This window comes from Micromonospora sp. NPDC051300 (assembly GCF_044455315.1).
Classification (GTDB): Bacteria; Actinomycetota; Actinomycetes; order Mycobacteriales; family Micromonosporaceae; genus Micromonospora; species Micromonospora robiginosa.
In genome coordinates, this window is sequence record NZ_JBITEP010000005.1 from 177,689 (window position 1) to 198,104 (window position 20,416).

Below are 20,416 nucleotides of genomic sequence, written 5' to 3' on the forward strand. Positions count from 1 at the left end.
CGGACACCGGTCGTGGCGACGGCCTGCCCTCGGCGCTCGCCGGCCCCACGCTACGGACGCTTCGATATCGTTGTCAATCGATGAGTGGGGGGTGGCGGCGACCCGACCGCGCGGGTCGCCGAGGCGTAGGGGCTGACGCGCGGCGCGTCGGCCGAGCGCGTGGTAGGCAGGTCGAGGACCACCCAGGCGACGAGAGGACCGGCCATGCCGACGTTCATCACCATCGGGTACGGCGACCAGGACGGCTACGAGCGCACCGACCCCGCGGTGCGCGACGCGGCCCACGCGCACGACGAACGGCTGCGGGCGGCCGGGGTGCGGATGGGCGTCGCCGGCGCGCCGTCGCAGGTGCGCAACCACGACGGCGCGGGCACCGAGGTGCGGGAGGGGGCGTTCCTGACCTCGGCGCTTCCGGTCGGCGGGTTCGCCGTCATCGAGGCGGCGTCGATGGAGGAGGCGATCGAGATGGTCTCGAAGACGCCGTGCGCGGTCGCCCACGGCGTGGTCGAGGTGTGGCCGCTGCGGGACGCCCCCTGAGCCTGGTCGTCGACCACGGCCGGCCGTCACGGCGCGCAGGGCCCGACCCGCCACGCGGAAGGTCGGTGGAACACCATGGGTGTCTCAGGCCGCCGCAGACACCCATGGCGTTCCACCCGCCGCCCATTGCCCGCGCGAGTGGAACGCCATGGGTGTATCACGTCGCCGCGGGCACCCCTGCGGTCCATCCACCAGCCGATCCCGGCGGCTGGCCGAGCCGGCGCAGTGCCGCGTCGACGGTGTCCTCGGGCGTGCTGTTGAACGCGATCGCCGCGTCGGGGGCGTGCCGGTGCACCAGGTTGACCACCTGCTCGAAGAACTCCAGCAGCGGCTCGTGCTTGCGGATGCCGCCGCCGATGACCACGCAGGCGTACCGCCGGCGGGTCAGCGCCGCCGTGATCTCCGCCGCGGCGGCCGGGTCGGTCGCCGTCAGGCACAGGTCGGCCTCGATCCCGTGCTCGGCGAAGCGGGCGTGACCGCGCGCGATGGCGGCCGTCACCGGTTCCGGGTCCCAGCCCGGGATCCGGGCCGGGTCGAGGCCGATGACCAGCACCGGTCCGTCTGCCATGCGTCCTCCTCGGGTGCGCCGGGATGCCCCCTCCATCACACCCCGCGGGCGGCCGTCGGGCCAGCCCGCCACCGGGGGGTTTCGGATTCCGTTGCCTGGGGCAATCAGCCCGGCGACGACAACCCACCCCCTGGAAGGGCGGCCACCATGCACGTCGGCGGCATCATCTCCGGCATCATCATCGGTCTGATCATCGGCGCCCTGGGCCGCCTGGTCGTGCCGGGCAAGCAGAACATCCCGATCTGGCTCACGCTGGTCATCGGCGTGGTGGCGGCCCTGCTGGGCACGGCCGTCGCCGGCGCGCTGGACGTGGCCGACACCAACGGCATCGACTGGATCGAGCTGCTGATCCAGGTCGTCTTCGCCGCCATCGGCGTGGCGATCGTCGCCGGCACGTACGGCCGCCGACGGATCTGACCCGTGACCGCGTCGCCGGACCCGCACCACGACCGCGGGTCCGGCGGCGCGTGTCACAGCGGTGACGGGTCGTCACGCAGCCGGCTGTAGAGCCACCCGTCGCGCCAGGCGCCGGCCCGGAACTCGCAGGCCCGCACGACCCCCTCGAACCGGAAGCCGGCCTTCTCCAGCGAGCGTTGCTCCGCGGCGTTCTCGGCGTGGGTGCCGGCCTGGATGCGCTGCGCCGGGGTGTGGCTGAACAGGTAGTCGCAGAGCAGCGCCTGGGCCCGCCAGCCGATGCCCCGGCCGCGCCACTCGGGCAGCAGCACGATGCCGATCTCCCAGTAGGGGGCCCGCCCGCCGTACTGGCCCCGCAGATAGCTGAGGTAGCCGGCCGGACCGTCCTGCGCCGGCTCGACCTGCACGATCAGGCCGCCGGTGCGCTCGCCCAGGTAGCCGTCCTCGGCGAAGCGGCGGGCCGGCGCGGCGGCGTCGCGGAAGCCGGCCCAGTCGAGCCCGATCAGCCCGGGTTCGACCGCGAACCGGCGCAGCATCCCCAGGTCGTCCTCGGTGACCGGGCGCAGCCGGACGGTCGAGTCGGCCGTCTCGTGCACGATGCCCGCCACCGGCGGGTGGGAGCCGTCCATGCTCCGTACCGTAGTGACTCCCCCGCGCCGCCCGCTGCCCCGCGCTCAGCCGGCGAACGGGCCGTCCGGGCCGAACGCCAGCGCGGCGAACCGCTCGCCGATGCGGCGGTCCGCCACCGGGTCGGGGTGCAACTGGTCGGGCAGCGGCAGCTCGGCGAAGTCGGCCTCGCCGTAGAGCGCCAACCCGTCCAGGTGGTGCAGGTTCGGGTCCTCGGCCGCCCGCTGCGCCACGATCCGGGCCAGCTCGGCCCGGATCACCCGCAGGGTGAGCTTGCCGGCGGCCTGCTCGGCCGGGTCGCCGGTGGCGACGAACCGCAGCGCGCCGGTGCTGAAGTCGGCCGCGCCCGGGCCCGGCGTGTCCTCCTGGATCGGGCACAGGATCGACGACACCACAAGCAGCGGGGTGTCCGGGTGCCCGTCCCGCACCGTGTCGAGGAAGCCGTGCACCGCCGGGGTGAACGCGCGCAGCCGCATCGCGTCGCTGTTCACCAGGTTGATGCCGATCTTCACGCTGATCAGGTCGGCCGGGGTGTCCCGCATCGCCCGCGCGGTGAACGGGTCGAGCAGCGCGCTGCCGCTGAAGCCGAGGTTGACCAGCTCCACGCCGGCGAGACCGGCGGCGACCGCCGGCCAGGTGCCGGTCGGGCTCTCCGCGTCCGAGCCGTGACTGATCGAGCTGCCGTGGTGCAGCCACACCCGCCGGCCCCGGTCTCCGACCGGCGCCACAGGCGCGTCGGTGCGCAGCGCCACCAGCTCGGTGATCTCCCGCTGCGGCAGCCAGATCTCCACCTCCTTGTCGGTGGCGGGCAGGTCGGCGAAGCGCACCGCGGCGACCGGGCCCGGTTCGACGGTCGTGGTGCCGGTGGTCAGGTCGATGGCGAGCACCTTGCCGCCGCCGGCCGTGGCCTGCCCGGCGAGCCGCCCGTCGACGAGCAGGTCGTAGCGGCCGTCCGGGCGCGGCGGCGCGCCCCGGTAGACCATCTTGGTGGCGAGGACGTCCAGCTCCACGGCGGTGGCGCGGGTACGGAACACCAGCCGTACGCCGGACGGCATCGCCTCGGCCATCGCCACCTGGGGGTCGGTGTTCTGCGCCCGGGCCCGCGCCGGCAGCCGGTGCGGCAGCACGCCCTGGGGGGTGCGTTCCAGGTCGAGCGCGCCGCGCAGCAGGTCGGCGGTGATCGGCGTGGTGAGCGAGGGGCGCGCGGAGGTCATGTCCCGATCTTGCCGGCCGGCGACGGGGACGGCCACGTGTTCTGTCCGACAGGCCGGACCCGCGCGGCCAGCCGGTCGCCGGCCGCGTGCAGCCACCGACCCGGGTCGGCCAACGCCGACTCCACCGACCCGGCCAGGTGGACCAGCGACACCGCAGCCGTCACCGCGCCCGGCGGCGTGGCGCCGAGCTGACCGGCGACCACCTGCACGGGTACGCGGGCGGCGGCGGCCGTGTCGAGCAACGCGCCCACCACCTTGCCGCCCAGCGACGTCTCGTCGAACCGGCCCTCGCCGGTGAGCACCAGATCGGCGCCGGCCAGCGCCTCGGCGAGGCCGGCCAGCTCGGCGACCGCCGCCGCGCCGGGCACGATCCGCGCGCCCCAGAGCGCGGCGAGGCCGTACCCGGTGCCGCCGGCCGCGCCCGCGCCCGGCCGGTCCGGGTCGCCGCCGGCCAGCGTGGCGAAGCGGCGCAGCGCGGCGTCCAGGGCGGCCACGTCGTCTCCGCCGGCGCCCTTCTGCGGTCCGAACACGGCGGCGGCGCCCCTCGGGCCGGTCAGCGGCGCGGTCACGTCGACGAGCAGCCGCACCCCGCCGGGCGGGGCGGGGCGCAGCCCGGCGCGGTCGAGGTCGGCCAGGTCGGCCAGCGCGGCGCCGCCGAGCGGCAGGTCCCGGCCCCGGCTGTCGCGCAGCCGCAGTCCGAGGGCGCGCAGCGCGCCGCTGCCGCCGTCGGTGCTCGCCGAGCCGCCGAGCCCGATCACGAGGGCGGTGGCCCCGGCGTCGAGCGCGGCGGCGGCGACCGCGCCCAGGCCGTACGTGTGCGTGTGCCGGGGCTCCGGCGCGCCCAGCAGCGGCAGGCCGCTGGAACGGGCCAGCTCCAGCACCGCGGTGCCCTCGGGCAGCAGCAGCCAGCCGGCGTCGACCGGCCGGCCGTCCGGCCCCGGCACCGTGGTGGTGTGCCACACCGCGTCGGGCCGGGCGGCGGCGAACGCGTCGAGCGTGCCCTCGCCGCCGTCCGCGAGCGGGAGCAGGCGTACGTCGTCGTCGGGCCGGCGGGCCAGCCACCCGTCCGCGAGGGCGCGGGCCGCGTCGCGGGCGGTCAGCGAGCCCTTGAACGAGTCCGGCGCGACGATCACCCGCATCAGTCGGCCAGCACCAGCTCGACGTAACGCTCGGCCATGGTGGCGAGCACCCGGTCCGGGTCGGTCGCCCAGACCTCGGCGTTGAAGATCTCCACCTCGGTGTCACCGGCGTATCCCGCCGCCTCCACGGCGCGGCGCAGCGGCGGGAAGTCGATGTGCCCGTCGCCCATCATGCCGCGCCCGAGCAGCACGTCGGCCGGGAGCGGGGTGAGGAAGTCGCAGACCTGGAAGCTGGCGATCCGCGCCCCGGCGCGGGCGATCTGCCGCCACACGTCCGGGTCCCACCAGACGTGGAACGTGTCCACCACGACGCCCACCTGCTCGGTCGGGAACGCCTCGGCCAGGTCGAGGGCCTGCCCGAGCGTGGACAGCACCGCCCGGTCCGCGCAGTACATCGGGTGCAGCGGCTCCAGCGCGAGACGCACGCCGCGCTCGCCCGCGTACGGGGCCAGCTCGGCGAGCGCGTCGGCGACCCGTCGCCGCGCGCCGCGCAGGTCGCGGGAGCCGGGCGGCAGGCCGCCGACGACAAGCACCAGGCAGTCGGTGCCGAGGCCGGCGGCCTCGTCGATCGCGCGCCGGTTGTCGGCAAGCGCCTCGGCCCGCGCGGCCTGGCCGACGGCGGTGAAAAACCCGCCCCGGCACAGCGACGACACCCGCAGCCCGGCGTCGGTGACGAGCTTCGCCGCGGCCGGTACGCCGATCTCGGCGACCGGTTCGCGCCACAGCCCGATCGCGCCGATGCCGGCACGCACGCACCCGTCGACCGCCTCCCGCACCGACCAGCGCTGCGTGGTCCGCTGGTTGAGCGACAGCTTCGCCAGCCGCGGATCGGCGGTCATCCGGTCACCCCCGCCACGGCCAGGTAGGCGCGCATCCGCGCGGCGGCCAGCTCCGGGTCGAGCAGCAGCCCGGCCGCGTCGGCCAGCCGGAACGCCTCGACCAGGTGCGGGACGCTGCGCCCGCCGTGCAGGCCGCCGACCATGGTGAAGCCCGGTTGCCGCCCGTTGAGCCAGGCGAGGAACGCGATGCCGGTCTTGTAGTAGCGGGTGGGCGGCGCGAACACGTGCCGCGACAACGGCACGGTCGGGTCGAGGATCGCCCGGAACCCGGCCGGGTCGCCGGCGTCGAGCCGTTGCAGCGCCGCCGACGCGGCCGGGGCGATCGCCGCGAACGCGCCGAGCAGGGCGTGGCTGGACCGGGCGCCGTCACCGGCGATCAGCTCCGGGTAGTGGTAGTCGTCGCCGGTGTAGACCTTGACGGACGGCGGCAGCAGCTCGCGCAGCCGCACCTCCCGGTCGGCGTCGAGCAGCGACACCTTCACCCCGTCGACGACGTCGGCGTGCGCGTGCACCAGCGCCGCGAACGTCTTGGTGGCGTCGTCCAAGTCGGTCGAGCCCCAGTAGCCGGCGAGGGCCGGGTCGAACATGTCGCCGAGCCAGTGCAGCACCACAGGCGCGCCGCTGGCGCCCAGCACCTGCTCGTAGACGCGCCGGTAGTCGTCGGGTCCGGTGGCGAGCGCGGCGAGCTGCCGGCTGGCCATCACCACCGCGACCGCGCCGCACTCCTGCACGAACGCGACCTGCTCGGCGTACGCGGCGACGACGTCGTCGAGCGTGTCGGCCACGCCGGTGAGCTGGTCGGTGGCCGCCCCGGCGACGATGCGCCCGCCGCAGGTGGCGGCCTCGGCGGCGCTGCGCCGGATCAGCTCGCGGGTGGCCGGCCAGTCCAGCCCCATGCCGCGCTGCGCGGTGTCCATCGCCTCGGCCACGCCGAGTCCCCAGGACCAGAGGTCGTGCCGCACCGCGAGCGTGGCGTCCCAGTCGAGCCGCGCCGGCTCACCCGGCGCGTTGTCGGCGCGCGGGTCGGCGACCACGTGCGCCGCCGCGTACGCGATCCGGCTGGTCGGCGGCGCGGCCGGCCGTTGCCAGCCGGCCGGCTCGCGCAGGGTCAGCGTCTCGACGCCGCCGCCCGAGACGGGCAGGGTGATGCGTGCGCTCACCTGTCGATCTCCTCGATCTCGACCCGGCGGCCCTCGCGGGCCGAGCGCAGGCCGGCCTCGGCGAGCTGCACGCCGCGCGCGCCGGCCAGGAAGTCCCACGGGAACGGCTCCCCGTCGACGACGTGCCGCAGGAACGCCTCCCACTGCACCTTGAACCCGTTGTCGTAGTCGGCGTTGTCCGGGACGGTCTGCCACTGCGCCCGGAACGGCTCGGTGACCGGCAGGTCCGGGTTCCACACCGGCATCGGGGTCGCGCCTCGGTGCTGGATGCGGCAGTCGCGCAGCCCGGCGACCGCGCTGCCGTGGGTGCCGTCGACCTGGAACTCGACCAGCTCGTCCCGGTAGACCCGGACCGCCCAGGACGAGTTGATCTGGGCGATGGCGCCGCCGGCCAGCTCGAAGATCCCGTACGCGGCGTCGTCGGCGGTGGCCGGGTAGGCGATGCCGTTCTCGTCGACGCGCTCGGGGATGTGCGTGGCGGTGACCGCGGTGACGGCGGTGACCCGGCCGAAGATCTGCTCCAGCACGTAGTGCCAGTGCGGGAACATGTCGACGGTGATGCCGCCGCCGTCCTCGGCGCGGTAGTTCCAGCTCGGGCGCTGCGCGTCCTGCCAGTCGCCCTCGAACACCCAGTAGCCGAACTCGCCGCGCACCGACAGGATCCGGCCGAAGAACCCGCCGTCGACAAGCCGCTTGAGCTTGCGCAGGCCGGGCAGGAACAGCTTGTCCTGCACCACCCCGTTCTTGACGCCCCGGGCGGCGGCGAGGCGGGCCAGCTCCAGCGACCCGTCCAGCCCCTCGGCGAGCGGCTTCTCGGTGTAGACGTGCCGCCCGGCGTCGATCGCCGCCCGGATCGCCTTCTCCCGCTGGGCGGTGACCTGCGCGTCGAAGTAGATCTGGTGGGCGTCGTCGGCGAGCGCCGCCTCCAGGTCGGTGGTGTACGAGGTGAGCCCGTGCCGGGCGGCGATCTCGGCGAGCCGGGCCTCGTTGCGCCCCACCAGGGTCAGCTCCGGCCAGATGCGACTGCCGTCGCGGGCGGGCAGTCCGCCCTGCTCGCGGATCGCGAGCAGGGACCGGACCAGATGCTGCCGGTAGCCCATCCGTCCGGTCACGCCGTTGAGGATGATCCCGATAGACGTGCGCTCCACGTGTGTGTCCTTCCCAGTGCTCAGTCGGCGGACGTCGTCGCGCCCAGCAGGTCGCGGATGCGTCCCGTGGCGCGGGCGAAGACGGGATCGGCCATGGTCCGGCCGTAGTCCCGCTCCGCGGGCAGGTCGACGTCGATGACCTCGGCGACGGTGCCGGGTCGAGGGGTCATGACGATCACCCGGTCGGCGAGGTAGACGGCCTCGGCGATGGAGTGGGTGACGAGCAGGACGGTGGTGCCGGTCTCCCGCCAGATGCGCCGCAGCTCGACGTTCATCTGCTCCCGGGTGAGCGCGTCGAGCGCCCCGAACGGCTCGTCCATCAACAGCACCGGGGGGCGGTGCAGCAGCGCGCGGCACAGCGCCACGCGCTGCTGCATGCCACCGGACAGCTCGTTGGGGTACGCGTCCTCGAAGCCGGTCAGCCCGGTCATCGCGATCAGCTCGTCGACCCGGGCGCGGGCCTGCGCCCTGGGCAACCGCCGCATCTCCGCCTGGAGCAGGATGTTGCGCCGGGCGCTGCGCCACTCCAGCAGCGCGGCGCGCTGGAAGACGTACCCGATGTCGCGACGTGGCCCCCGCACCTGCTCGCCGTCCAGGCGGACCTCGCCGGACGACGGGCGCAACAGCCCGGACACCAGCTTCAGCAGCGTCGACTTGCCGCAGCCGGAGGCGCCGACGATGGCGACGAACTCGCCGGGGGCGATCCGCAGCGTCACGTCGCGCAGCGCGGTGACGTCCTTCTTCTTGGTGCGGAACCGCACCGCCACCTGGTCGATCTCGACTGCCGCGCCGGTCGCGGTGGCGTTCGCGGCGGTGGAGGTGGTGGCGTCGCCGACCGTCATCGGGCTCATCCCTTCGGGGCGAAGCTCGCGTCCCAGTAGGACGTGGGCGACTCCGCCTTGCTGATCACGCCGGCGTCGGCGAAGACGGTGATGGTCTTCTGCCAGTCGGCCTCGTCGTTGACGCCGGGGGCCATGGCCTTCGTGGCGTCGGTGTGCAGCAGTTGCAGGGTGGCGTTGAACTGGTCGGTGAGCACCTTCGCCGAGGGCAGTTGCTGGGACGCGCCGGCCATCGCCTCGACCGCGGCGGCCGGGTCGGCCTGGGCCGCGGTCCACGCCTCGCTGCTGGCGGTGACCATCCGCTTCACCAGGTCCTGCTTGTTCTTGATGGTGTCGGCGGAGGCGATCAGCCCGTTGCTGTAGAAGTTGAGCCCGTGCTCGGCGAACTTCAGGTAGGAGACCTGCTTGCCGGCCTTCTCCTGCATGGTCGGGCCCTGGTCGCTGGCGAAGCCGAGCAGCGCGTCGGTCTTGCCCGACATGACCGCGGCCATCTTGCCGGCCGGGTCGGTGTTCTGCAGCGTGACGTCGCCGGCGGCGAGCCCGTTGGCCTTGAGGAACGCCGGGAACGTCTTGCTCAGCGCGTCGCCTGCGGTGGAGGCGATGGTCTTGCCCTTGAGGTCGGCCGGGGCGTTGATGTTCTTGTCGCTGAAGAACTGCACCGACGACGGGGTGGTCTGCAGGAAGACGCCGACGCTCTTGACGTCCATCCCCTGGCCGACCGCGGAGAGCAGCGCCGGGGTGTCGGCCCAGCCGAAGTCGGTCTGCCCGGCGGCGGTGGCCTGCACGGTCTTCTGCGAGCCCTGCCCGGCGTTGATGGTGAGGTCGATGCCGTGCTTGGCGAAGATGTCCTTCTTCTGGCCCAGGTAGAACGGGGCGTGCTCGCCGTACGGGTACCAGTTGAGCGTCAGGGTGACCTTGTCCTTGCCGTCGGCGCTCTTGGCCTGCTCGCCCCCGCCGGACGAGCCGCAGGCGGTGACGGAGACCAGGAACGCCGGCAGCAGCGCGGCGGTGAGGAAACGCTTCTTCATCTGCGGATGACTCCGTTTCACATCGTGGTGGTGGTGGCATCGGTGCGGCGGCTGGCGTGCCACGGCAGGACGAGGTGCTCCAGCAGTTCGACGACGACGAACAGGACGACGCCGAGCAGCGACATGACGACCAGCCCGGCGAACAGCGTCGGGGTGTCGAGGTTGCCGTTGGCCTGCAGGATCACGTAGCCGAGGCCCTCGTTGGCGCCGACGAACTCGCCCACCACGGCGCCGGTGACGGCCATCGTGGCGGCGACCTTGAGGCCGGCGAACAGGTGCGGCAGGGCGGCCGGGAACCGGATCTTGCGGAACGTCTGCGCCGGTCCGGCGCCCATGGTGGCGGAGAGTTGCAGCATCTCCGGGTCGATCGACTTCAGCCCGGTGACGGTGGAGATGACGATCGGGAAGAACGCCATCAGGACCGCGACGACCACCTTCGGCGACAGCCCGAAGCCGAGCCACACGACGAACAGCGGCGCGATCGCGATCTTCGGGATGACCTGGGCGAACAGCAGCAGCGGGTAGAGGCTCTTCTCGACCGTGGGGGAGTAGACCATCACCACCGCCGACAGCACGCCGACGGCGATCGCGATGACGAAGCCGAGCACTGTCTCGTAGGTGGTGATCCAGGTGTGGTGGGCGAAGGAGCCGGGTTGGGCCCGCACCACGTCCAGCGTGGCCGACGGCGACGGGACCAGGTAGGGCTTGACCAGCTCGGCGGCGGTGACCACCCACCAGAGGACCAGGATGGCCGCGAGGACCGCGGCCGGCCGCCAGGTGCGTCCGGCGAACCGGAGCACGGCGGCGCCGGGCCCGCCCGAGCGGCGGGCGGCCGGCGTGGGGCGTCCGGGCGGGCTGGTCCGTCCGGGCTGCTCGATGGTGCTCTGCGCGGCCATGACCCTCCGTTCTCCGGGGGCCGACAACCCCGGTGAGGTCGGGGACTCGGCCCTGAATGCGCTTTCAGTAAGCGCTTTCAGGATGCTACGGTAACCACGCCGAAACAAGCCGGTCAAGACGTTCCGCAGGGGGAAAATCGATGCAGCCACGGACGCACGTGACCCTGGAAGACGTGGCCAGAGCCGCCGACGTCTCGCTGGCCACGGCCTCCCGCGCGCTCAACGGCATGCGCGTCACCCCGCAACTGCGCGACCGCGTGCTGGCCGCCGCCGCCCAACTCGCCTACGCCCCCAACGCGCACGCCCGCGCGCTGGCCGGCGCCTCCCACCGCACCGTCGGCGTCATCTGCCACGACGTCACCGACCCCTACTTCGCCGCCATCGCCGGCGGGGTCATGCGCATCGCCGGCGCCAACGACCTGCTGGTCATGCTCGCCAGCACGTTCCGCGACCCGGAACGCGAGATCGCGTACGTGTCGATGCTGCGCGCCGAACGCGCGCCCGCCATCCTGCTCATCGGCTCCGGCTTCGAGGACACCCGCTGGGAACGGGCCATGGAGGCCGAGCTGAAGCCCTACCTCGACGGCGGCGGCCGGGTCGCCGTGGTCAGCCGGCACCGCAGCCTCAAGGTCGACAGCGTGCTCCCGGAGAACCGGGCCGGCGCCGCCGCCATGGCCCGCGCCCTGCTCGACCTCGGCCACCGCCGCTTCGCGGTGCTCTCCGGCCCGCACGCGCTCACCACGGTCATCGACCGCCTGGGCGGCTTCCGCGACGAACTCGCCGCCGCCGGTGCCACGCTCGACCCGGCAGACGTGGTCGAGGGGCCGTTCACCCGCGACGGCGGCTACCAGGCGATGACCGAGCTGCTCGACCGGGGCCTCGACGCCACCTGCGTGTTCGCCCTGACCGACGTGATGGCCATCGGCGCGTACGCGGCGCTGCGCGACCGCGGGCTCACCGTGCCCGGCGACGTCTCCGTCGCCGGGTTCGACGACATCCCGATCGTCCGCGACCTCACCCCGCCGCTGACCACCGTGGCGCTGCCGCTGCGCGAACTCGGCGAGAAGGTGATGGAGCTGGCGCTCACCGAGAACACCAGCCGCCGGCGACGGATCGTGCGGATGACCGGCGAGGTCGTCCTGCGCGCCAGCACCGCCAAGGTGGGCGCGTGAACGCGCTCGCCGGCCTCACCGTCGACCGCGTCGAGACGTACGCGGTCGCGCTGCCCACCATCCGCTCGTTCGGCGTCTCCGGCGGCGCGGTCGCCGTCGCCGGCACCCCGAGCATCCGGGTGCTGGTCAAGGTCGGCGCGGACGGCGTCACCGGCTGGGGCGAGGCCACCCCGATCCCGGCCTGGACCTACGAGACCGCCGAGTCCATCGTCACCACGATCGACCGCTACCTCGCCCCGGCCATCCTCGGCCGGCCCGCCTGGGACCTCGACGGCGTCACCAGCGCCTTCGACCGCGCGATCAACCGAGGGTTCACGATCGGCGCGCCGCTGGCCAAGGCCGCCGTCGACATCGCCCTGCACGACCTGCTCGGCCGCGCCCTGGGCGTCTCCGTCGGCGTGCTCTGGGGGCAGCGCCGCCGCGACACCGTCGACCTGGGCTGGATCGTCGCCGGGCAGAGCGCCGCCGAGGTGGCCGACGCGGTCGCCGAGGGACGCGCGCTCGGCTACCAGGCGTTCAAGGTCAAGGTCGGACTGCACGCCGAGGCCGAGGACGCCGCCGTGGTCCGCGCGGTGCGCGACGCCGCCGGAGACGCCGCGCTCTGGGTCGACGCCAACCAGGCGTACACCGCCGACGCCGCGCTGCGGATGGCCCGCCGCCTGGCCGACCTCGACGTCACCGCGTTCGAGCAGCCGCTGCCCGCCAACGACGTCGCCGGGCTGCGCCGGCTGCGCGCCGCGTCGCCGGTGCCGATCGCGCTCGACGAGAGCCTGCGCCACCCCAGCGACCTGGCCACCTTCGTCAAGCTCGACGCCGTCGACGTGGCCATCGCCAAGGTGCAACGCAGCGGCGGGCTGACCCTGTCGCGGCGGCTGTGCGCGCTCGCCGAGGACGCCGGGGTGCGACTGATGGGCTCCGGGCTCACCGACTCCGACCTCGGCCTGGCCGCCTCGCTGCACCTGTTCGCCGCGTTCGGCGTCGACACCCCGGTCGACCTCAACGGGCGGCAGTTCCTCACCTCCTCCTACGCGACAGGCGAAACGGTGCGGGTGCGCGACGGGGTCGCCACCGTGCCCACCGGGCCGGGCCTCGGCGTCGACGTGGACGAGTCGGTGGTCCGCGAGCTGGCCGTGGACGTGCTCGACCGGGCCTGACACCCGGCGTACGCTCGGTCCGTGCCCCGGCTGGCCTGGCCCGACCTGCGCAACGCCCGCGACGTGGGCGGCGCGCCGACCGCCGCCGGCGGCCGGATCCGCGAGCGGGCGCTGGTCCGCACCGACAACCACCGCCGGCTCGGCGCCGCCGGACTCGACGCCCTCCGGGCGTACGGGGTGAGCCGCGTGCTCGACCTGCGCTGGCGGACCGAGGCGGCGGCGGACCCGAGTCCGCTCGCCGCCGACGCGTGCTACCGACTCGTCCCGGCGTGCTTCGATCCGACCGGCGACGAGGACATCCGCCGGACAGCTACCGGTTGCTCGTCGACGCCAGCCGGGAGCGCCTGGCCGCGGCGCTCACCGCGATCGCCGAGGCGCCGCCCGGCGCGGTGGTGGTGCACTGCCACGCCGGTCGGGACCGCACCGGCGTGCTGGTGGCGCTCGCGTTGCACGCCGCAGGCGTGCCGGTGGACGCGATCGCCGCCGACTACGCGCTCACCGAGAACGCGCCCGCCTCCATGATCACCAACACCTGGGCGCACCTGCACGCGCGATACGGCGGCGTGACCGACTATCTGCTCGGCTCCGGCGTGACACCCGCCCACCTGTCCGCCGTCCGCGCCCGGCTCACCTGAGCGCGGCCGGCCCGGTAGGGTGCCGCCATGATCGAGGACGTCGCGTGCCGTTGACGAATCCGTGGCTGGCCGAGCCGACGCCGACGCGGAAGCTCGACCGGGAACGCCTCGAGGAACGCATCCTCAACCTGCTGTCGTCGCAGAACATGTGCGTCCTGGCGACAGTCGGTCCGGACGGGCCGCTGGCCACGCCGGTGCGCTACTACCCGCTCGACTTCACGCTGATGTTCACCGCCGCGCCGCGCTCACCGAAGATGCGTAACATCGCCGCCGACCCGAGGGTGTCCGTCGGCGTGTTCGCGCCGTTGGTCGGGCTCGCCAGCAGCCGCGGCGCACAGGTGTTCGGCGCCGCCCGGGTGCTCGCCCCGGACCACCCGGACCACGCCCACCACTGGTCGGCGTTCCGCTGGCAGAACGAGCACGCCGAGCGGGGCCGGCCGCTGACCGAGCCTCCCGAGGAGACACTCGTGCTCGTCGAGGCGCAGCGCATCGTCTACACCGAGCACTGGCTGCGCCGCGAGGGCTACGCGCCACGCCAGCTTTGGCGCCGCTGACGCACCACGGGACCCGCTCAGCGTCGGCGGGTGGTGCGCAGGAGGTGGCCGGGGAGGTGAAGGTCCTCGGTGTCGACGCGGGCGAGCACGTCGATCGGCTCGACCGTGGTGTCCGTCCAGGTCGGTTCGGGGAACGCCGACCGCAGTGCGTCGGCGTCCAGGCCCCAGCCTCCGCCCGCCTCCGGGGACACGGCCAGCACGAACACGGTCCCGCCGGGCGCGGTCAGGCGCGGCAGCAACGCCAGGTAGTCGCCGACCGCGGCCCCGCGCCGGTCCAGCGTGTGCAGCAGCCCGGAGTCGAACACCGAGTCGTAAGGCCTGGGCGGCACCGGCAGGCGGGTGGCGTCGTGCACCTCGAAGCGCACGGTCAGGCCGGCCGCGGCGGCCTTGGCCCGGGCCAGCGCGATCGCCACCGGCGACAGGTCGACGCCTGTCACGTCGTGGCCGAGGCGGGCCAGTGCCAGGGCCAGCTCACCGGTGCCGCAGCCGACGTCGAGCACGCGCGGGCCGCGTACCCCGGTGTCGAGCACCGCGGCGAGCGCCGGCTGCGGGCCGCCGATCTCCCACGGCGGGCGCCCGGTGTCGCTGGTGTCGCGATAGAGGCGGTCGTAGTGGACGACGTCCGGTTCGTCGGTCATCGCGTACCCCCTCGCTCGGCGCCTGACCCTCGACCCGAGCGTGCCACCTCCGGCGGCGGCCCGCCGCCCCACCATGCCCGTCAGTAGGTCAGGCGGCGCAGGTAGCGGTAGCCGACGGCGGCGGTCTGCTGCGGGGTCACGTCGGGGGTGTCGTTCTCCACGATGTACTCCAGCACCTGGTGCCGGCGGAAGATCCGGGCGAAGTCGATCATCCCGGTGCCCAGGTCGGCCATGTCGCCGGTGACCGGGTCGCGGTCCTTGACGTGATATTGCAGCACCCGCTGCGGGGCGCAGCGGATGACGTCGAGCGCGAAGCCCTCCGGGTCGTCGACGCCCTCACCGGAGTTGATGCCACCGGTGACCGCCCAGTACAGGTCGATCTCCAGGTGCACCAGGCGCGGGTCCAGCTCCTCGGTGAGCACGTCCCACGGGCGCCGGCCGTTGCCGAAGTCGATGGTGAACTCGTGCGCGTGGTTGTGGTAGCCGTACCGCAGGCCGGCCTGGCGCGCGGCGGCGGCCTCCACGTTCATCTGCTCGGCCCAGCGCTTCCAGTCGTCCTCGCGGTCGGAGTTCAGGTAGGGCACCACCATGAACCGCTGGCCCAGCGTCCGGGCGTCGGCGATCTTCTGCGCCAGGCCGGCCGCGTCGGCGGCGATCCCGTCGTGGCTGGAGGTGGCCTTGATGCCGATGCCGTCGAGGAACCGGCGCAACTGCGCGGCGGTGCGGCCGAAGTAGCCCAGCGCCAGCTCCACCCGGGGATAGCCGATCCGGGCCAGGTGGGCGAGCGTCGCGTCGTAGCCGGGGGAGCCGTTGAGAGCGTCACGCACGGTCCAGAGCTGGAGGCTGATCAGCTCCTTCGGCACGTGCCGCCGGCCGTGGTGGTGCCCGCCGCCGGCCTGGGCCGCGGTCGCGCCCGACCCGGCGGCCAGGCCGACGCCGGCGAGCGCCGCCAGGGAGCCGCGCAGCAGGTTGCGTCGGTCGAGCGACCGCCGCAGCGCGCCCTCCCCGTCGAATCCGTAGCACATGACGGTTCTCCTCTCGGCCGGCCTGCGCCGACGCTACAAAAGACCTGTCGATATGTCCATGGCTTTCGTTGTTCCCATCTCGACTTTTGTCTCTGCGAGGCGAAAGGCCCGATGTGACATGCTCGGGCCGTGGCCTTCTACGACGTAGCCCTCGTCCTGCTCGTCGACCGGACCGGCGCGATCCTCATGCAGCACCGCGACGGCAACGCGCCCGTCTCACCGCAGCAGTGGAGCCTGCCGGGCGGCAGCATCGAACCCGGCGAGACGTCCGAGGAGGCCGCCCGCCGCGAGCTGTTCGAGGAGACCGGACTCACCGCCGGTGAGCTGCGTCTGTTCTGGAGCGGCCCGCGCCCGCACGAGGAGGGCTTCCCGCACACCGTCACCGTGCACGTCTTCCGGGGCGAGACCGACGCACGGCCGGAGGACGTGGTGCTCGGCGAGGGGCAGGCCATGGTCTTCGTGCCCCGCGACGAGGTGCTCGACCGGGAGTTGGCGGTCAGCACGGCTAAGGTGCTGCCGATGCACCTGGCCGAGACCCGGCCCGCCGCCGACGCCACCTGACGGGTGCGCCCCACCTCTCAGCGCAGGACGAGCAGGTCCAACACGTCCACGACCGGCCCGGCGTCCACCCGCGCGGCCTCGCGGAGACGGGCGACGCCGGCCGCGTACTCGTGATCGGCGATGAGCTGGAGCGGGGTGTGCGCCTCCCGGCGCAGCGTGGCCGCCGCCTCTCGCAGCGACGGCGCGGTGACCTGCGGGACCGGCTCGACCACGGCGGTGGCGAAACCGGCGGCGGTGAACGCCGCCCCGACGTCGGCGACCGACGGGTAGGAGTCGAGCACGCGGACCGCCTCCGGGAAGTGGCGGAACAGCGTGATCCCCTCGTGCCGGCCGGCGAACGCCGACCGGATCAGCACCGGGCCGCCCGGCCGCACCACCCGGCGCAGCTCCTGCGCCGCGACGGCCAGATCCGGCAGGTGGTGCACGACCGTGGAGAGCCACGCCCCGTCGACGCTGCCGTCGCCGAGCGGGATGCCCGTGGCGTCACCCGCGAGGACCGGCCGGAACCCGCACCGGGCGCGCATGGCCGGCGACGGCTCCACCGCGACCACCTCGACGCCGGGAAACCAGGCGGTGAACGCCTCCGCCCAGCTCCCGGTGCCGGCGCCCAGGTCGAGCAGGCGCATGCCCGGCCTCGGAGCCAGATGGTTCGCGACGGCGTGCCGCCAGGCGGCGAGACCGTCGTCGCTGAGGTGGCGCGTCGCCGCGAAGGCCTCGGCGTCGGTGTCGTCATACGCGATGCGCGCCATGCCGTCGAGCCAACTCCTCGTCGGTGTGCCGGGGCAAGCATTGTGACGAGCCACGCATCCCACCCGCGCGCGTCACCCACACCCGTGCAGCGCGGCCGTCCCGTCGAGCGTCAGGCCCAGGCGCGGTCGAGGGCCAGGGCGAGCCGCTTCAACCACCGCTCGCCGGTGCCTGCGACGCCCGGGCACTCGTCGGTGAAGTTGGTCCAGTCGACGTCCCAGCTCAGCACCGTCTCGGCGGTGAAGGCGTCGGCCTCGGCGCCCAGCTCCGGACGCATCAGCCGGCGGACCAAGGCCAGCTCGGCGCTGGTGTGCTCGGCGAGCAGGACGGCGTCGTAGAGATCCTTGCCCTGCGGATAGCTGTCGGTGGCCAGCCACATCAGCTTCCAGGCCAGCGCCAATTCGGCGGGCGCGGCCAGCACCGGCGCATCCACGCCGGGAAGCGTCAGTGTCTCGGGCGGAAGGGGGAGTTGTTCGCCGAAGACCACGTCGATCTGTACGTGACCCTCGGGCCCGTCGGACGCGGTGAACGGGACGACGAGGCGACGGCCGTCGGCGCGCTCGTAGGTCCAGATCGCCGACTCGACATCCGGTCCGCCCGCAGCCCCGCGCCCGGAGCCGCCCGCACGGCGGCCTTCACGGCGTCGAGCAGCTCGCGGGCGTCGCCGCTGCCGCTGGTGACGGTGTGCGGGACCACGACGAAGTCGAGGTCCCCTGGCTCGCGGGCACCCGCGCCGACCTGAGCCGCCATGGCGACGCTGCCCCGAAGGACCATGTGCCGGCCCCAGCCCGTTCCGGCGATGGCGGCCAAGACCTGGCTCATCGCCGCCCGTCGAGCGGTGCGCCAACGCCGGCCGGCGGCGGCGTCGAGAAAATCGGGCTCGCCGGCCCGGTACGCGTTCGGGTACTGCTTGAGGGCCGGATCGAACGCCGCCCGCTGGCGGACGGGTGCGTCGGCGGGCAGCGGCTGGTAGGTCGGCGGGTAGTCCGGGGAAGCGGCCGGCGCCGACCTCATCACGTTCTCGCGCTTCATCGTGTACGTGTTCACCTGATCGGCCGGTCCGTCCAGCCAACCACTGTCGAGACTCGGGCCGTTGTCGGACACGACGTACTCCTGCTCCACCGCGAGGGGCTCGTGGCCCGCTCCCCGGAGGGTGCCGACGAGTACGTCCAGGCACTGCCGGGCGGTGGCCAGTCCGACCCCGTGACAGCGCTGGTTGACGAACCGCTCCCGCGTACCGTCCGACCGTTTCCGGCGGGCGTTACGGGACAGTCGGGCGCCGTGCGGTGCGACCAGGTCGGCAAGCGCGACCATGTCCGCCACCGTCGTGCCGGTCAACAGCAGCTTGATGTGGTGCTCGAAGTATCTTCCGCCCGGCTCGGCCGCCGCCTGCTCGTCCGACTGCGGCACACCGACGCACCACGGCGCCGCCTCGATCTTCGTACGGCAGGTGTGGATGCCGGCCGCACGCAGCTCCTGCCGCCAGTGCTGCGCCACGGCATGCTGCTCGCCGAGCGTGCCGCGCCCGGTCAGCGTGAGCATCGGTTGGGTGGCGTACATGCCACGGTCGAGCACGATGTGCACGAACCTGATCCCGTGCCGGGTGGCGAACGCGGCCAGATCGTCCGCCTGGTGGGCGTGGGCGGTGAGGTGAATCTCGAAGTCCCCCGACAAGTCCTGCCCCGGTGGAGTCTAGGACGTCAGACTGTGGGACATGGAGTTCCTGTGCTACCACCGTGATCGACCCGGCTCGACGAGTCCTACATGGACCGATACGCGTCGGAGTTGATCGCCCGGGGGCCGACCATAGCCGAGGACGGCACCGCCACCGGCAGCCTGCACATCGTCGACCTGCCCGACCCCGCCGCCGCCCGTACGTTCGCCTTAGACGAGCCCAACTACCAGGCCGGCGTGTACCGCGACGTCCTGGTGCGCCGGTGGCGCAACACGTTGGGGCGCACCATGTGGGAGTTCCCGGGAGGCCAGTCCGGCGGCAACCGCTACCTGGTGCTGGGCCTCGGCGCCGGCGAACCCACCGACCTCGCCGTGCCGGCCAACCCGGACGAGCTGATCGCGTACGGGCCGCTGCTGTCCGACGACGCCTCGGCCTGGCTGGGCACGGCGGCGTTGGTGCGGGCGGCTGACCCGGACCGGGCACGCGCCCTCCTGAGCCCGGACCGGTACGCCGACGTCGAGGTGCACAACTGGCAGTTCGGTGGGCGGCCTTGATCGAGAAAGGCGGGCCGGTGCGCTCCGCGTCGACCGGTCGGCACCCCGCGCTGCCTCAGTCGCGCCGGTCGGTGACGCGGATGGCGACGATCGTGCCGTCCCGGCCGAGCGAGACCACAGCTCTTCGGTGACGTCGTCCGGGGCGGCGCGAAGGGCGAGGAGTCGGGTTCCTGACCGACGTGTTGATCCACCCCGCACGTCTGGTTGGCTGGCCGGACCACGCCCAGGTAGGCAGGAGCACTCATGGTTGCGGTCGCGGCCCGGACCGGCGCCTCGAACGAATGACCCGCCGTCGGAAGACCACCGATCGACCGGCCGAGGTGGTGTGCGTCAACTGCGGCGAGGCCGTGCACGGCCGGGCGGACTCGCGTAGTCGCGGTCCGGACATCGCCTGGTACGCCCACTGCCACCCGTGCGCCGCCTTGGTGGAGAACCAGATGGAACGGCTCTACGTGTTGCCGGAGGACAGCACGGCTGACCTCTACCGATGTCGAATCTGTGGCACCCATCGGGTCTGCCATACCCGGTGGCGGACCCGGTGCCACGTCTGCCTGGACGAACGCTCGACCGGCTTCGCCCTCGGCGCCGGGGAACGTCTGCTCGCCCGCGTTCCGCTCGAAGCCGCGCTCGGGGACCAGATTCGTCGGTTTGCCGGCCTCACGTCCACCGATGCCATTCCGGCACGTGACGCCGCGGAGTTCCAGGCCGCGATCGCCCTCGGCGTGGAACTCGACAGGCGTCGTCGTGACGGCTGGAACGACCTGACCGGTGACGTACACGGGCTGCCGTGGTGCGGCGAACGGACCGGGACGTCGTCCCACGGCACCTGGGGCGTCCACGACCGGTGCGGAGCCTGGCAGCGGCTTCGTGAGCGGTCCTGTCCGCAGTGTTCCCCCGAGCCCGGGGACCGGTCGTTCACCGCTTTGCAGGACACCACCTACCTGCTTTATCTGGTCCGCCATCGTGGTCTGCTCAAGTTCGGCGTCGGCGGCGCCCGTCGGGTCCGGCAACACCTCTTGGCGGGTGCGGAACTGGTGGAGGTGGTCGAGGGACGCCACGCCGACGTGATCGCCGCCGAGGCGACCCTCAAACGGCAGAAGCGGGAGGCGGCGGTGCCGTTGCGGAAGTGGCGTACCCGGCGGATGCCAGCGTCGTTCGGCCGAGGAACGGAGGTGGTACGGGCTGGTGTCCGGATCCGGCTGGCGGACGTGCTGACCGACGGCCGTGACGTCACGTCGGCATTCACGACGACGGCGCGGCGCACCGGCTCGACGCCGGGACGAAGGAGCTAA

Annotated in this window: 22 protein-coding genes and 2 pseudogenes; 10 read left to right on the forward strand and 14 right to left on the reverse strand. The window is 73.6% G+C overall.

Annotated features, from left to right (window positions below; all coding sequences use genetic code 11):
- Positions 1-204: 204 nt before the first annotated feature.
- On the forward strand, positions 205-537 hold the full coding sequence (locus ACIA5A_RS08010; RefSeq protein WP_396757846.1) for a YciI family protein: 333 nt from the start codon (positions 205-207) through the stop codon (positions 535-537).
- A gap of 157 nt (positions 538-694) precedes the next feature.
- Here ACIA5A_RS08010 and ACIA5A_RS08015 read toward each other — a convergent pair whose 3' ends face one another.
- Positions 695-1,105 carry a hypothetical protein gene (locus ACIA5A_RS08015; protein WP_396757849.1) on the reverse strand — a complete coding sequence of 137 codons (411 nt, stop codon included), beginning with the start codon at positions 1,103-1,105 and terminating at the stop codon, positions 695-697.
- 147 nt (positions 1,106-1,252) lie between these two features.
- Here ACIA5A_RS08015 and ACIA5A_RS08020 point away from each other — a divergent pair, with 147 nt between their 5' ends.
- Positions 1,253-1,522, forward strand: coding sequence for a GlsB/YeaQ/YmgE family stress response membrane protein (locus tag ACIA5A_RS08020; RefSeq protein ID WP_181568274.1), 270 nt, complete (start codon positions 1,253-1,255; stop codon positions 1,520-1,522).
- 53 nt (positions 1,523-1,575) lie between these two features.
- Here the strand turns inward: ACIA5A_RS08020 and ACIA5A_RS08025 are convergent, their stop codons facing one another.
- From ACIA5A_RS08025 to ACIA5A_RS08065, 9 genes are read right to left on the reverse strand one after another with little or no spacing between them, the layout of a single operon-like run.
- The gene (locus ACIA5A_RS08025) at positions 1,576-2,148 is read right to left on the reverse strand and encodes a GNAT family N-acetyltransferase (RefSeq protein ID WP_396757852.1); all 573 of its coding nucleotides are present in this window, start codon (positions 2,146-2,148) and stop codon (positions 1,576-1,578) included.
- Between the two features lie 45 nt (positions 2,149-2,193).
- Complete coding sequence (locus ACIA5A_RS08030; RefSeq protein WP_396757854.1) at positions 2,194-3,360, reverse strand: SGNH/GDSL hydrolase family protein; 1,167 nt, start codon at positions 3,358-3,360, stop codon at positions 2,194-2,196.
- On the reverse strand, positions 3,357-4,499 hold the full coding sequence (locus tag ACIA5A_RS08035; protein WP_396757857.1) for a glycerate kinase: 1,143 nt from the start codon (positions 4,497-4,499) through the stop codon (positions 3,357-3,359). Before ACIA5A_RS08035 ends, ACIA5A_RS08030 begins: the two co-directional genes overlap by 4 nt.
- Positions 4,499-5,338 (reverse strand): sugar phosphate isomerase/epimerase family protein, encoded by an 840-nt coding sequence (locus tag ACIA5A_RS08040; RefSeq protein ID WP_396757860.1) that lies wholly within the window; start codon positions 5,336-5,338, stop codon positions 4,499-4,501. Before ACIA5A_RS08040 ends, ACIA5A_RS08035 begins: the two co-directional genes overlap by 1 nt.
- The gene (locus ACIA5A_RS08045) at positions 5,335-6,498 is read right to left on the reverse strand and encodes a dihydrodipicolinate synthase family protein (RefSeq protein ID WP_396757863.1); all 1,164 of its coding nucleotides are present in this window, start codon (positions 6,496-6,498) and stop codon (positions 5,335-5,337) included. Before ACIA5A_RS08045 ends, ACIA5A_RS08040 begins: the two co-directional genes overlap by 4 nt.
- Entirely contained in the window at positions 6,495-7,646 is a 1,152-nt protein-coding gene (locus ACIA5A_RS08050; RefSeq protein WP_396757866.1) for a Gfo/Idh/MocA family protein, read from the reverse strand. The genes ACIA5A_RS08045 and ACIA5A_RS08050 overlap by 4 nt, the downstream gene beginning before the upstream one ends.
- Positions 7,647-7,666: 20 nt before the next feature.
- A complete protein-coding gene (locus ACIA5A_RS08055) occupies positions 7,667-8,488 on the reverse strand; it encodes an ABC transporter ATP-binding protein (RefSeq protein WP_396757869.1) in 822 nt (273 codons plus the stop codon).
- A 5-nt stretch (positions 8,489-8,493) separates the two neighbouring features.
- Positions 8,494-9,513 carry an ABC transporter substrate-binding protein gene (locus ACIA5A_RS08060; RefSeq protein WP_396757872.1) on the reverse strand — a complete coding sequence of 340 codons (1,020 nt, stop codon included), beginning with the start codon at positions 9,511-9,513 and terminating at the stop codon, positions 8,494-8,496.
- Positions 9,514-9,530: 17 nt separating this feature from the next.
- Positions 9,531-10,409: an ABC transporter permease gene (locus tag ACIA5A_RS08065; protein WP_396757875.1), complete on the reverse strand. Its 879-nt coding sequence runs from the start codon at positions 10,407-10,409 to the stop codon at positions 9,531-9,533.
- A 173-nt stretch (positions 10,410-10,582) separates the two neighbouring features.
- Between ACIA5A_RS08065 and ACIA5A_RS08070 the strand changes: the two genes are divergently transcribed.
- The 5 genes and pseudogenes from ACIA5A_RS08070 to ACIA5A_RS08090 all read left to right on the forward strand — a co-directional run bounded on the left by ACIA5A_RS08070 (position 10,583) and on the right by ACIA5A_RS08090 (position 13,924).
- Positions 10,583-11,581 carry a LacI family DNA-binding transcriptional regulator gene (locus ACIA5A_RS08070; RefSeq protein ID WP_396757878.1) on the forward strand — a complete coding sequence of 333 codons (999 nt, stop codon included), beginning with the start codon at positions 10,583-10,585 and terminating at the stop codon, positions 11,579-11,581.
- The gene (locus tag ACIA5A_RS08075) at positions 11,578-12,735 is read left to right on the forward strand and encodes a mandelate racemase/muconate lactonizing enzyme family protein (RefSeq protein ID WP_396757881.1); all 1,158 of its coding nucleotides are present in this window, start codon (positions 11,578-11,580) and stop codon (positions 12,733-12,735) included. The genes ACIA5A_RS08070 and ACIA5A_RS08075 overlap by 4 nt, the downstream gene beginning before the upstream one ends.
- A 63-nt stretch (positions 12,736-12,798) precedes the next feature.
- Positions 12,799-12,945: pseudogene (locus ACIA5A_RS08080) on the forward strand (tyrosine-protein phosphatase); the annotation flags it as partial.
- A gap of 59 nt (positions 12,946-13,004) precedes the next feature.
- Positions 13,005-13,370 carry a tyrosine-protein phosphatase gene (locus ACIA5A_RS08085; protein WP_396757884.1) on the forward strand — a complete coding sequence of 122 codons (366 nt, stop codon included), beginning with the start codon at positions 13,005-13,007 and terminating at the stop codon, positions 13,368-13,370.
- A gap of 44 nt (positions 13,371-13,414) precedes the next feature.
- Positions 13,415-13,924, forward strand: a complete 510-nt coding sequence (locus tag ACIA5A_RS08090; protein WP_396757886.1) for a pyridoxamine 5'-phosphate oxidase family protein — start codon at positions 13,415-13,417, stop codon at positions 13,922-13,924.
- 17 nt (positions 13,925-13,941) lie between these two features.
- Here the strand turns inward: ACIA5A_RS08090 and ACIA5A_RS08095 are convergent, their stop codons facing one another.
- Positions 13,942-14,562 (reverse strand): class I SAM-dependent methyltransferase, encoded by a 621-nt coding sequence (locus tag ACIA5A_RS08095; protein ID WP_396757889.1) that lies wholly within the window; start codon positions 14,560-14,562, stop codon positions 13,942-13,944.
- A gap of 80 nt (positions 14,563-14,642) precedes the next feature.
- Positions 14,643-15,587, reverse strand: a complete 945-nt coding sequence (locus ACIA5A_RS08100) for a sugar phosphate isomerase/epimerase family protein (RefSeq protein ID WP_396757892.1) — start codon at positions 15,585-15,587, stop codon at positions 14,643-14,645.
- Between the two features lie 129 nt (positions 15,588-15,716).
- Here ACIA5A_RS08100 and ACIA5A_RS08105 point away from each other — a divergent pair, with 129 nt between their 5' ends.
- Positions 15,717-16,148 carry an NUDIX hydrolase gene (locus ACIA5A_RS08105; protein WP_396757895.1) on the forward strand — a complete coding sequence of 144 codons (432 nt, stop codon included), beginning with the start codon at positions 15,717-15,719 and terminating at the stop codon, positions 16,146-16,148.
- Between the two features lie 17 nt (positions 16,149-16,165).
- Here ACIA5A_RS08105 and ACIA5A_RS08110 read toward each other — a convergent pair whose 3' ends face one another.
- Together ACIA5A_RS08110 and ACIA5A_RS08115 are read right to left on the reverse strand one after the other, a co-directional pair.
- Positions 16,166-16,897 carry a class I SAM-dependent methyltransferase gene (locus ACIA5A_RS08110; protein WP_396757897.1) on the reverse strand — a complete coding sequence of 244 codons (732 nt, stop codon included), beginning with the start codon at positions 16,895-16,897 and terminating at the stop codon, positions 16,166-16,168.
- A gap of 110 nt (positions 16,898-17,007) precedes the next feature.
- A pseudogene (locus ACIA5A_RS08115) lies at positions 17,008-18,455 on the reverse strand (nucleotidyl transferase AbiEii/AbiGii toxin family protein).
- Between the two features lie 204 nt (positions 18,456-18,659).
- Here ACIA5A_RS08115 and ACIA5A_RS08120 point away from each other — a divergent pair.
- Together ACIA5A_RS08120 and ACIA5A_RS08125 are read left to right on the forward strand one after the other, a co-directional pair.
- The gene (locus ACIA5A_RS08120; RefSeq protein ID WP_396757900.1) at positions 18,660-19,124 is read left to right on the forward strand and encodes a YciI family protein; all 465 of its coding nucleotides are present in this window, start codon (positions 18,660-18,662) and stop codon (positions 19,122-19,124) included.
- Between the two features lie 437 nt (positions 19,125-19,561).
- Positions 19,562-20,416 carry a hypothetical protein gene (locus tag ACIA5A_RS08125; RefSeq protein ID WP_396757903.1) on the forward strand — a complete coding sequence of 285 codons (855 nt, stop codon included), beginning with the start codon at positions 19,562-19,564 and terminating at the stop codon, positions 20,414-20,416.